The following is a 12,608-nucleotide window of genomic DNA, read 5'->3' on the forward strand; positions in this document are numbered from 1 at the left end:
TAAGCTCAAAAATTCTATTTATTTAAAAAGTAATCACACTACGAATTGACTCACCTTGGTGCATTAATTCAAAGGCATCATTAATCTTTTCTAAGGGCATTACATGGGTAATTAAATCATCAATATTAATCTTACCATCCATATACCAATCGACAATTTTTGGCAGATCTGTGCGACCCCTTGCGCCCCCAAAAGCTGTCCCTTTCCAAACCCTCCCCGTGACTAATTGAAAGGGACGGGTACTAATTTCTTCCCCTGCTCCTGCCACCCCAATAATAACCGAAACCCCCCATCCTTTATGACAACATTCTAACGCTTGTCGCATAACTTTAGTATTACCAATACATTCAAAACTATAATCGGCTCCTCCTTTCGTTAAATCTACTAAATAAGGTACTAAATCACCTTCTAATTCTTGAGGATTAACAAAATGAGTCATCCCAAATTTTTCAGCTAAAGCGCGTTTTTTCGGGTTTAAATCTACCCCTACAATCATATCAGCACCGACCATTTTTGCCCCTTGAATCACATTTAAACCAATACCCCCTAACCCAAAAACAATCACCTTTGATCCTGGTTCAACTTTAGCCGTATTAATAACAGCACCTAAACCAGTTGTTACCCCGCAACCGATATAACAAACCTTATCAAATGGGGCATCTTCTCGAATTTTTGCCAGGGAAATTTCGGGAACCACAGTATAGTTAGAAAAGGTAGAAGTTCCCATATAATGAAATATTTCTTGACCATTTAAGGAAAACCGACTACTGCCATCGGGCATTAAACCCCGTCCTTGGGTCGCCCGTACTGCTTGACAAAGATTCGTTTTCATGCTAAGGCAATATTCACACTGACGACATTCGGGAATGTACAAAGGAATCACATGATCCCCTGGTTTAAGGCTTTTGACCCCTTCTCCGACCTCCACCACGATACCCGCCCCTTCATGACCTAGAATCGCAGGAAACAAGCCTTCTGGGTCTTTTCCTGAGAGGGTATAGGCATCCGTATGACAGACCCCTGTGGCTTTAATTTCCACTAACACTTCTCCCGCTTTGGGGCCTTCTAATTGTACGGTTTCAATTGTCAGGGGTTTTCCAGCTTCAAAGGCAACGGCAGCTTTAACGTCCATAATGGGGGTGATAGGGTGACTTATACAGGCATTTTAGCCCAGATTTAGGCTCTCTGAACTGTTGCGTTTTGTTTTGACATCTCTTACAGAATTTGACTTCTAGGTTGACATCTCTTACAGTATAAGAGTAAGCCATAGATATTTAGTCATGAGGCAAGCATTATGTTTGCAATTGATCCCCAGATCATCAAAGAAAATAATTATTTTCGAGACTGTCACCCTGATAATGAAGCCGCAGAAATCATTACGAATTTCTTAAGTTCTTTATCATCAGAAGAACTAGAAGCGTTAGGAAAAGATGTTAAAGAAACGCAAAATAAAGCACAACTTTCCGAGGAAGAAGCTGATTTAATTTCGTCACTAACACAGAATCAGCAATACAGTGAAAAAGAACGGCAAAAATTAGAATGGGAAACCTTTGTCCGTCAATTTCAATGGCGTAGAAACCTTTTAAAAGATACTATAACGACCCCTAAAGTTGCAAAACTTCTTGGTACTTCTCGTCAAACTCCCCATGATCGGGTGAAAAGTTGCACCTTATTAGCGGTTACGGAAAAAGGTCATTTAAGGTTTCCTATTTGGCAATTTGATCCGGAAGGGCCAGATGGTGTCATTGAAGGATTTCCAGAGGTAATTAAAGCCTTACAAGTCTCTGCTTTAGCTAAAATTAATTGGTTAAGCCAACCTAATAATATTTTAGACGGATTAACCCCGATTGAAGCATTGAAACAAGGACAGAAAAAACGAGTCTTAATTGAAGCTAGGGGAGTGGGAATTTTGTAAATGGTTTTGATTGCTAAACCGCCCCCTAAATATGCACCTGATCCTACTTTTTATATCTTAGCTCAGGGTAGCCATATTATTCGGGTATTTGATCCGACTCAATATGCTACCCAAGCCTTAACTTTTCGGTCATTTGGCCCCATTCATCGTTTCGATCATCATTATCTAAATAATAAGGGTGAACCCCAAGAAAATAGCCATCGCCGTATTTATTATGCTGGTTTAACTTTATCGAGTTGTATTGTCGAAATTTTTGGAGATACGAGGTTAATTGAAATTAAAGATCAATGTATTGCTTATCCTTATTTAACCCGTGATTTAAAATTATTAGATTTAAGAAAAAATGGGGCAATGAAAGCAGGATCAGTAGCTGCTTTAGCGAAAACATCCGATAGAAATTTGAGTCAAGAATGGTCATGTTATTTCTATGAAACCGTCACAAATTATGGAGAAATTGACGGTATTTTTTATGGTAATGCCCACAATGATGAAGATGCGATCGCCTTATATGAAAGGGCGCAAAATAGTTTAGAATGTCCTGATAATAAAATCATCAATTTAAACCATCCCGCTTTACGCCCCCATATTCAAGCCATTGCCAAAGATAATCATTTAATTATTAGCCAATAATAGAAGTAAAATCAACAATTATAGACAGGCTAAAGCCTTATACTATAAAAACTAAGGCTGTCTACACAGCCGAAATAAAAACCTGCTTTCGCAGGTTTTGTTTATATAGCCTAACCCTAAAGGGTTTGAGGCAATAATTTGGCTTTATTCACATTTAGGACAATTTTCAGGCTTCAAATTATCAACAAAACTATCATAGTCTGCTTGTACTTGATTAGCATAATCAAAAGCAATTTCTTTCACTAAATAACGGAATTCTTGATGCTTTCCATCGGTGATTTCTGTGACTTGTTTTTCAAGAGAATAAGGAACATATTTTGCATCAAAGTCTTGATCTGCCCTCGCATGATCAGTTGCTAAAATTTGTCCCCATTGTTGAGCAACTTCCAAAAGATCTTGTTTATTTGCCTCTGCTAAATTAAAATCAATGTCCTCAAAATCAGACTTATTCGGAGAGACTTCGCGCACTGAATAATAACCAGTAAAGTTACCTTTTGGATCTGTTAAATACATCCATCCCAAATAATCATCTGTATGTTTTGTCAAGGCACTATAGGCAATTTCATGACGTTGGGCATCATTTTTAAACAGTTGATCATAAGTGGCTTTTTCTGCTTGACTAAAAACTTGATAAGCTGTGGGTTTAGACTGACGTTTTACATCTAAAATTCGGTCATCTTTTAAGGAGTCAGAGTCTCCTTCTATTAAAACATAATAACGGGGTGTTCCCAAAGATCCTAATCCAGCTTTTAAACGTGGGGCGATATCTTTAATTTGAAAAGTATTTTCATCATACTTTAATTTTCCAGACAAAGTATTACCATAGGCAAAAAATTGGGATTTAATCGCCTTTTTTTCATCTTTTGATGCAGTTTCTAATTTATGCTTTATTTCTTTAGGAGACTTAAAGCGTGGCTTGTTATTGTCTTTCTCTGTCCATTTTTTCAGTAAATCTTGGCGACTCATATCTTCAGCTTCTTGTAGTAAATCTTTAACTTTTCCTGCCGTATTTTTTGCAGTAAAGTAAGTTGAATTTTCCTGATCATTCCCCAGATAACTAGCTAAGGTATCTAGATAAGATTCCGTAAACTTATCAATAGCATCTTCTACATCTTTTCTTTTTTCCGTCGTTAATGATGTAGGATCATTGTTACTTACTCCTAAAACAATACTGGTAGCCATGCGCCATATATCATATTGATAATCAGCGACAACAGATTCATCAAAATCATTGAGATCAAAAACAATTTCTCCTTCATCATTATTGTAAGCCCCAAAATTATTAAGGTGTAAATCAGCAGAAATCCAAGTTTTTGTCTTGTCATTTCCAAATTGCTTTAAACGACTATCTTGAGAGAAATCTGTCCAATATAAATAATTAGTCCCACGATAAAACGTAAATAATTCACAAGCTAGACTACAATATTTTTCTGTTTTTATCTTGTCTGATAACTGAGAATTTGCTGCCTTAATTGCCTTAACGACTTGATTAGTTTGCTCAGAATTATTACCAGATTCTGCTAAAACTGAAGCAGAAAATATACAAAAATTTATCAAACTTATCAAAATGAACACACAGGAGAATTTCCAAAGAGATGCAATTAGCTGTTTCATGACTTTGTTTTAAGTAGTTGGACAAAATAAAGTTAATTGTAAGGTTAGATAACAGGGATTTTTAGATCCATGATATCTTATTTTATGATTTTATTGAAAGATTTGCAAAATTTTTTGAATTGAAATCCAAATTACTGTAGTAATCATGGACATAATAATATTATGTCCCTACAATAAAACTGTAGGGGTTTAACACTGTTAAACCCAACAAACCTGTAATAATCATGGACATAATATTATTATGTCCCTACAATAAAACTGTAGGGGTTTAATACTGTTAAACCCAACAAACCTGTAGTTAAACCCGGAAACAATAAAATCATGGGCTTAATATTATTAAGCCCCTACAAATTCTGACTTCTGTTATATCCTCTTGGTGTAATCATCCAATTTTGATAATGACGAGTGCTACTATTTCCAATCAAAACAGTGGTTAACATATCAATCGAATGAGTCAGCATTTCTGCTAAATTTGTTAAGGTAATTTGTTCATCTTGACGATAAGCACAACGCACTAAAGCAACAGGAGTTTGTGGATCACGATACTTTAAAAAGATAGTTTGAGCAGTAATAATTTGTTGGGTTCTAGTTTGCGATCGCGGGTTATAAATAGCCGTCACAAAATCTGCTTTTGCTGCTGCTTCTAATCGCTTTTCTATGACTTCCCAAGGAGTCAATAAATCACTTAAACTAATGGCACAAAAATCGTGCATTAAAGGGGTTCCCACCCTGGCAGCAGCAGCTTGTAAAGCAGTAATTCCAGGAAACACTTCAATGTGAGGGTTCTTACCATCCCATCTTTTAATTTGTAATTCTTCTAATACTAATCCTGCCATTCCATAAATACCACAATCTCCTGATGAAATTACCGCAACTGTTAAGCCCCAACAAGCTAATTCTATGGCCCGTTGCGCTCTTTTTCTCTCTTGAGTAATGGGTAAAGATTCAACAATTTGTCCTGATCTTTGTAAGGGTTTAATCAAGTCTAAATATAAAGAATAGCCAATGATCGCATCTGCTTGGGTAATAGCAGTTTTAGCAGCAGGAGTTATTTGATCTAAACTTCCCGGCCCCATTCCTACTAAATATAATTGTCCCTCTCTTCCTGTGTATTCTAAAGAACTTTGAGCAATAGCAATTGTTACTGCTTCATTATTTGCTTTAATTACTTGTTTCGGAACAATAAGAGAAGAATTATGATTATTTAACCAAGAATTAGCCCCATAAATAGCAGAAGCTTCTGCAACACTAGCCGTCCCCACTTCTTGCTTAACAATATCCGAAGGGTTAGGAACATTTACACTGTTTAAAACATCAGCAGAATAGGTCAATAAAGGTAACTGTTTCTCCTGACAATATTGAACCATTCCCACCTCATCTGCTTTAAGATCAATAGTGGTAATTACGGCGATCGCTTCTGTAGCTAAATGATAGCGTTGACAAACCTCATTAATTGCTGTTTCAATCAATTGTTGAGACGTTCCCCGAATGCACCCAATACCCACCCACAAAACACGGGGATACCATTGCACCTTGGGAAGCTCCGACTCTTTGGCAAAACGGCCTTTAGTTGGACTGATCCAGATCTGGGCTTCTGGGGTCACATTTTCCCCAATTTCAGGGAATACGAAATAAAAAGGATGATTTTGAGGTAAATGGTCTTGCCACAGGGTAGAACCCCCTTCTTGTATCACCTGAACAGTTTTTTGACAGGCAATAGCATGACTCACTCCTGTCCAATCTCCTGGCCCTTTACGCCAGCCAAACGGTAGCCCCAAAACATCAATACCAGGTAAATTTAAACCATGAGATGCCCCCGTAATAATGGGGGTTGCGTTGAGTTGTTGGGCAATTAATTGAGTTAACTGATCAGCCCCTCCCTGATGGCCACTACATAAACTAATCACATATTGACCTTGAGGATCAATGACAATAATAGCCGGATCAGAGGCTTTATCCTGTAATAAAGAGGCAATCAAACGAACAACCGCCCCAGTTGCCAAACAAAAGATCAAAGCCCTGTTTTCTGACCAAATTGAAGCAATATGATCTTTCAGGGAACTTTTGTAAACTACAGTCGTCTTATCTTGAAGGTTTAAGGAATCAGGGCCATAAAGAGTAGCCCCCATTTGTTGACAAAGGGGCTGTAATAACTGGACACCTTGGGGAGTAACAGCGATCGCCCCAATGGGGTGAAAAGCATCAAAAAGAGACATCTTTCAACAATGAATAATGAATAATGAATAATGAATAATGAATAATGAATAATGGATAATGAATAATGAATAATGGATAATGGATAATTACCGAAAATCTTAACCCTGAGTTTCGACAAGATTTCGGCGTGAGGCTTCGACGATAACCGCAAAGCCTAACGATCAACCGAATCAATTAATTATCAATTGTCAATTGTCAATTATCCATTGCTAATTGCTCCTTGGCTCAGCATAATTAGTTTCCATCAGTGGATTAACTTCACCAGAAGGAGACAGAGGAATTGACGGTGAGCTAGGGGGTTGTAATAGTTTCTGCCAAATCTCAATCTGAGCTTGGGCCGAACTATAGGCCGCGCTGTCTCCAGGAATCATTCTAGCCAAATCCATCGCCTGTTGTAATAAAGAACGATTGGCCATATCTTGGGCCATGGATAATAGTTGATAACTCCAACGGTTAAGGGCCTGTTGTCCTTGAGAACTTACATCCGTTGAGGAGGGAATTTTTCGCACCACAGAAATAGCAGAAACTAAGGCTTGAGGGGTTTTTCCTTGGGCGATCAGATATGCTTCTTGGAGATCTCGTTGAGCGCGGGTTTCTTTGCGCCATTGATCGATCTTAGTTTGAGCTTCTGTATAAAGTATCCTACCGCGGCCAATTTGTTGCGCCGCCTGAATTGCCGCATTATAATCTCCACTGTTACCCAAGGAGATGGCCTGATTAAGAATCGGCTGATCTTCTTCACGTTGAATACTAGCCCGCCAACGTTGAATATCTTCTTGAGCTTCACCCGAAAGGGCGCGGTTAGGGCCAATTAATTGGACTTGGTTAATGGCTTGTCGTAAGTCAGAAACATTACCCCCTCTAGCTAAATCTCGCGCCTGATCTAAAATTGGTTGGTCTTCCGCCAGTTGAATAGTATTCGTCCATTGTCGAATTTCCTGACGAGCTTCTTGAGAGCGGGGGTTACTCGATGGAATTAACTCCGCCGAGGCGATCGCCGCATTAAGATCATCAATACTGCCCCCTGTGGCTAAATTTCGGGCTTCTTGGAGATGGGCCACATCTTCAATTTCCAATTTCCAACGGTTGATCAAATCTTGGGCTTTTTGATGGAGGGGACGATCTGCCTTAATTTCTTGAACCGCCGTAATGGCCACTTTTAAACTGTCTGTGGTTCCGGTTTGTGCGTCCATTCCCGCACTAGCAAAGGTTTTCCAATCACTGATTTCCTCTTGTAAGGCGAGGCTATCAGGAATACGGTTAACCACGTCTGACAGGCTTTCCCAACGATTATCGTCAATTAATTCGTCTACATAATCAACTATTTTGTCTTTGGCAGTTGCGATCAAATTTTGAGCTTCTTGATGAGCGTAACTTGTTTGAGGAATCTTTTCCGCATCAGCGATCGCCTTTAACCAATTATCGAGTCCTCCCCGACGTAAAATTTGATAAGCACTATCGAGTTGACTGCTGTCTTCTTGGGCTAATTGGATCTGTTTCACCGTTTCATCATACTTGGTGCTGGCCCAGTATTTATTCGATAAGCTGAGGAGTTTAACGGCTTCTCTAAAAGCCAGATTCCAGTTAGACTCCCGCAGTTCCTTTTCCACTTGAGCAAAAATTTCTTCGCCCTCACGCCAAACACCGCGCCACTTTTCGATCCGTTCTTCTACTACCTGATACACTTGAACGTAATCGGGTATACGACGGGCGGTTTTGATAGCGGCTTCGAGTTTTCCTTTTTGAAATTCTTCTTCAGCCATATCTAGAATGGCCACGGCCCATTCTTCAACATTGCGGTTAATTTCTTTTCGCAGTGGATGATCTTCTGGTAAGGCCTCAACTAAATTAATGGCTCTCAGGTAACTATCTACCGTCCCTTGTTCCGCTTCCATTTGAGCGCAATAAATTCGCATGGAGGCTGAGGCGATCGGCCAAAATATTCGTACACATTGGGGAGATTTTGGCAGTTTTAGCAGCATTGATGTGGCGGTAAAGCCCACCGTTCCCGATACTAAAATTAGACCGATCGCCCACATTTGCCAAGAGAGTTGACCTGCCGAGAGGTAAATCTTCTGGAGAAATTCTAATTTAGGGTTTGGAGCCGATTGATTCGTCGAGTGATCCATAATGTTAGAGACTCAATAAGTCCCAGTTCCTCGTCATCCACACAGGTTTTCAATGTTCCCGATGATGATTATGCCTAATTTTTGTTCAGGATGCAAATTCAACGGGATCATTTAAGGATAATGTAGCTTAAAAATGATGAGAAAAGTTTTCAAATTTCAGAACCAGTGGCATGGTTGGGTTAATTCGGCGATCGCCATCATTATTTTGACATCCTGCTCACCCCAACCTCTGTCCTCTAGGCCGCAAGCTCCGACAAATGCCACCGCCCAACTTAAAGCCGTCACGGTAGATAAAATCAAAATGATCCAGGGGCAAACTATTTATGTTCCTATCTACTCCCATATTTACCACTCCCATCGCCAGGATAATGTCATCAATTTAGCCGCTACTCTCAGTATCCGCAATACAGATCAACTTAACCCCATTATTATTAAAGCGATAAGTTATTACGACACCAATGGTCAATTAATTAAGCAGTATCTAGAGAATCCTGTGGAATTGAAGTCTTTGGCATCTACAGAGGTTTTTATTGCTGGAAATGATGTTAGTGGTGGTTCAGGGGCAAATTTTATAGTTGAATGGGTGGCGCAAAACAGGGTATCTGAACCTATCATCGAAGCAGTAATGATTAGTACGGCCTCGGCTCAGGGGATTTCTTTTATTAGTCCTGGTAGAGTGGTTAAAAAATTTGATCAGGAAAAGTGATAATTCTGCCACACTTCCCACACTCCCAACTGAATGTTAAAACTCTTAGGCCAATTGCCTCTAGGGGTTTATCATTAACAAAGCAAGTATGCTATACAGAATAAGACAAAAAAACCATTGGGAAACGCCAAAATGTCTGCCCCTGAAGAACTCATTCCTGAGATCTCCCAACCCGTTGACGCTGAATCTTCCTCAACCCCTGAACCTGAAGTAAGTCCCGTTCTCTTTCAAGCGATCGGTACTCTCAAAGGTCAACCAGAACAAGATGAGGAGGGTAATTTCTTTATTCGTCTAGGGGGAAAACGTTATAAGTTATTTATTTCTGGTTATCGCTATCAAGCCTGGCTCAAACAAATCGCCAGTCATCCAGATCAGTCCCTATTTCTGCGAGTTTATCCGAAATGCCTAATTATTCCTCGTCAAGATCCTCAAATTTACTTTCAAGTGGCTGCTTGGGAAGCAGAAAACCCTTGGGAAGAAGAACCTGGGATCTTTAAATTTAGAGGAGTCTGGCAATTTGTTCCCCAATTGAGAACCCCAGTAATTTCCGTCTATCGAAATCAGAATGCCAATGACCCCAAAGGTAAATTTAAGGCGGCCCATCTTCCTGTTTTGATGAGACGAGAAGATGAAGCAAAACCCTTTCGTTTTAACCCCAAAATGTCTAAAGAGGAATTACCTCCCCGTTGGTTTATTCAGGCCCATTTTAAGTTTATTCCCTCCCGTAACTGTTGGGGATGGGATGCTGATTTGGAAACCCCAACGGAAAAAATTCCCAGATACAAGAAACCAGTTAAAGCGATCGTTGATGGAAATCAAGGGAATCAACCACCGAAAGGAGACAGAAAGCCCCCTATAAAAAACAATAAACCCACAGAACCGATTAAAATTCAGAAAGCGGAAAAAAAACCTTAAAAAAGCAAGAGGATCTGGCTTTGAGTTGCATTATTCCCACTCCAGGGCTATTTCATTCTCTAAAACGCCCTAACCTTAAAGGGTTGGGCTATAGGAACAAAGCCCGCCTGCGCGGGCTATCCAACGAATTATTAATATTTGAGCCTGCGTAGGCAGGCTTCATTCCTATAGCTCCAGGCTTAAGCCTACGAGCATTTCAAAAGAATGAAATAGCCCTGATTCCCACTCAAACCAGTCCCAATCAAAACCTTCTACAGTTTTGATCAGGTTTTGATGTTGTTCCCTAATGTTTTTTCTAATGTAATTGATCTGGAGAAATAACTTATTTATACCCCTCCCCTAGCCCGTTTAATTGAACAACTGCAACGCTTACCAGGAGTTGGGCCAAAAACGGCCCAAAGACTTGCTTTGCATATCCTAAAGCGGCCTGATGCTGAAGTTGAAGCCTTAGCGAAAGCGTTAATTGAAGCCAAAAAACAAGTAGGCCTCTGTCAAGTGTGTTTTCATTTTTCAGAACAACCTATTTGTGAAATCTGTCGTAACTCCAATCGAGATTCACAAACGGTTTGCGTCGTCGCTGACTCCCGCGATGTCATTGCTTTAGAAAAAACCAGAGAATATCGGGGCAAATACCATGTTTTAGGGGGAGTCATGTCACCGATGGATGGCATTGGCCCAGAGCAATTATATATTCAACCCCTAATCAGAAGAGTCAGCCAAGATGGTGTTAAAGAAGTAATTTTAGCCATTAGTCCCACGGTTGAAGGGGAAACCACAACCCTTTATCTTGGCCAATTACTTAAACCCTTTACCAAAGTCACCCGTATTGCTTTTGGTTTGCCTATGGGTGGGGATCTCGAATATGCGGATGAAATAACCTTAGCACGGGCCTTAGAAGGACGGCGAGAATTAGATTAACGCCACCAATCTAGTAAGGGCGAACAGCCGTTTGCCCCTAGTGACATACTCCCGACACCGACCGAGTACGGTACGGTGCGGGCTTCTTAAAGCCCGATAAGGGTATTTAAGATTTCCTTCGTGGTACTATCAGACATAGTTCCAACTATGTCTATCTTTCCACTACGGCGTTTTATACTGGGGAAAATGTCCAACCCCAGTCTTTTCAAGTTAATCGCTGCGTTTATATCACGATCAACCATCAAAGATAGTTTTTCGTCCCAATAATTTCTGATTCCGCAATCAGTAAAAATAACTTCATTGCGATAGCAAAGAATCATAGATGAATAAGCAGGTTTTTGTGGAATGACAACTGCTCCAGCTTTTTCAGCTATGTAGTCCAGTGTCTTAAAAAAATTGCAAAAAGCAGCATCTAACCACGACTTATTTAGTCCTGATTTAGCTGACTGGCCATTAGGAATAAATTTCCCCGTTTCATCTTGTTTAGCTTTGTTTCGTTTAGTTAAACCTTTGAGATTTAAGTCTTCATGAAAGAAAACTTTTTTTCCACTTCTCACAAGTTTATGAGCAGTTTTGTATTGAAAATCTTGCCTTGAACGAGCAATATGAAGATGTTGTTTAGCTTCTCGTTTTGCTAGTTTACGGCGACAACGAGAAGCCCGTTTACGAGCATTTCTTTTCTTAGAAATCCGATCAAGTTTATCTTGATTTTTGCGTAATGGTTTTAAAGATGGAAGTTTTTCTCCTTCTGATGTAGCTAGGTAAACATCTTCATGCAGAACCGCATCAAGTCCCATTGAATTTTCCCAGGTTGGGATAATTTCATCTGGGGTAAATTCAGGTACGGTTACATCTTCTAATAACAGTTGGATGTACCAACCATCCGCTTTTTTTGTTAAACTAATTTGCTTGAGATTAAATTTTTTAGGTACTTGTGCCGAGGGAAGTAGAGGTATTGTTCGGTGCATCCGAACTTTAACTATTCCCAACTTTGGTAGACGAATGTACAGCCAATTTTTACGAACTAATTTAATCCATTCATTTTTGGCTGTAGTAAATGTCATGGTCTTAAAACTTGATTCAGTTTTAAAACGAGGTTTACCTGACCTTTTACCTGTAGTATCGCCTTTGATAAAACGTCTCATAGCCTTATCAACACGCTTACATACATCTTGCAAAACTGTTGAATCAACTCGCCCAAAATCAAGTAATTCTCCTGACCATTTAATTAATGTTAAGTCTTTTTTGATTATGGGCAATTGAAGTTTTTGACTGTAATAGTTGGGATTATCAAGTAATTTAGGGAGACTTGTTACAAAAATTGGGCAACTATTAACCGCGTGCCGATTATTTTCCCACCAAGAAAATCTTTCCCCCAGTTGTCGGTTGTACCAATAACGACAGACTCGAAGCCAGTTATTTAGTTCTAGTTTTTGTTCTGTCGTTGGTAGGAATCGATACTGATAGGTTGATTTCATTGTTATTTTTGTTCATCTCCTTTACAATAATACTAGACCAATTACATTTGTTTTGTCAAGCATGAGGGAGAAAAAAGTAGAAGTCA

At 39.5% G+C, this 12,608-nt stretch carries 10 protein-coding genes; 5 read left to right on the top strand and 5 right to left on the bottom strand.

The features are described from left to right. Positions 1-22 precede the first annotated feature (22 nt). Positions 23-1,132: an S-(hydroxymethyl)glutathione dehydrogenase/class III alcohol dehydrogenase gene (locus tag VB691_RS02025; RefSeq protein ID WP_323289788.1), complete on the bottom strand. Its 1,110-nt coding sequence runs from the start codon at positions 1,130-1,132 to the stop codon at positions 23-25. 162 nt (positions 1,133-1,294) lie between these two features. Here VB691_RS02025 and VB691_RS02030 point away from each other — a divergent pair, with 162 nt between their 5' ends. Further along, positions 1,295-1,915 carry a hypothetical protein gene (locus VB691_RS02030; RefSeq protein WP_323289789.1) on the top strand — a complete coding sequence of 207 codons (621 nt, stop codon included), beginning with the start codon at positions 1,295-1,297 and terminating at the stop codon, positions 1,913-1,915. Then, on the top strand, positions 1,916-2,545 hold the full coding sequence (locus tag VB691_RS02035; RefSeq protein ID WP_323289790.1) for an RES domain-containing protein: 630 nt from the start codon (positions 1,916-1,918) through the stop codon (positions 2,543-2,545). It abuts the gene before it with no gap. Positions 2,546-2,689: 144 nt separating this feature from the next. On the opposite strand, the gene VB691_RS02040 is transcribed toward VB691_RS02035, so the two are convergent. The 3 genes from VB691_RS02040 to VB691_RS02050 form a co-directional block, all read right to left on the bottom strand. Then, positions 2,690-4,159, bottom strand: coding sequence for a DUF2252 domain-containing protein (locus tag VB691_RS02040; RefSeq protein WP_323289791.1), 1,470 nt, complete (start codon positions 4,157-4,159; stop codon positions 2,690-2,692). Between the two features lie 344 nt (positions 4,160-4,503). Beyond that, a complete protein-coding gene (gene cobJ / locus VB691_RS02045; protein ID WP_323289792.1) occupies positions 4,504-6,375 on the bottom strand; it encodes a precorrin-3B C(17)-methyltransferase in 1,872 nt (623 codons plus the stop codon). A 210-nt stretch (positions 6,376-6,585) separates the two neighbouring features. Then, on the bottom strand, positions 6,586-8,505 hold the full coding sequence (locus tag VB691_RS02050; RefSeq protein ID WP_416244569.1) for a chromosome segregation ATPase: 1,920 nt from the start codon (positions 8,503-8,505) through the stop codon (positions 6,586-6,588). A gap of 133 nt (positions 8,506-8,638) precedes the next feature. On the opposite strand from VB691_RS02050, the gene VB691_RS02055 reads away from it, so the two are divergent. The 3 genes from VB691_RS02055 to recR all read left to right on the top strand — a co-directional run bounded on the left by VB691_RS02055 (position 8,639) and on the right by recR (position 11,044). Beyond that, positions 8,639-9,211 carry a DUF3124 domain-containing protein gene (locus VB691_RS02055; protein WP_323289793.1) on the top strand — a complete coding sequence of 191 codons (573 nt, stop codon included), beginning with the start codon at positions 8,639-8,641 and terminating at the stop codon, positions 9,209-9,211. Between the two features lie 132 nt (positions 9,212-9,343). Continuing rightward, a complete protein-coding gene (locus tag VB691_RS02060; RefSeq protein ID WP_323289794.1) occupies positions 9,344-10,126 on the top strand; it encodes a hypothetical protein in 783 nt (260 codons plus the stop codon). 324 nt (positions 10,127-10,450) lie between these two features. Further along, positions 10,451-11,044, top strand: coding sequence for a recombination mediator RecR (recR, locus tag VB691_RS02065; protein ID WP_323289934.1), 594 nt, complete (start codon positions 10,451-10,453; stop codon positions 11,042-11,044). A gap of 86 nt (positions 11,045-11,130) precedes the next feature. Here the strand turns inward: recR and VB691_RS02070 are convergent, their stop codons facing one another. Beyond that, a complete protein-coding gene (locus VB691_RS02070) occupies positions 11,131-12,522 on the bottom strand; it encodes a transposase (protein WP_323289795.1) in 1,392 nt (463 codons plus the stop codon). Between the last annotated feature and the right edge of the window lie 86 nt (positions 12,523-12,608).

The sequence above is a fragment of the Crocosphaera sp. XPORK-15E genome (assembly GCF_034931425.1).
In the GTDB taxonomy this organism is placed as follows: domain Bacteria; phylum Cyanobacteriota; class Cyanobacteriia; order Cyanobacteriales; family Microcystaceae; genus UHCC-0190.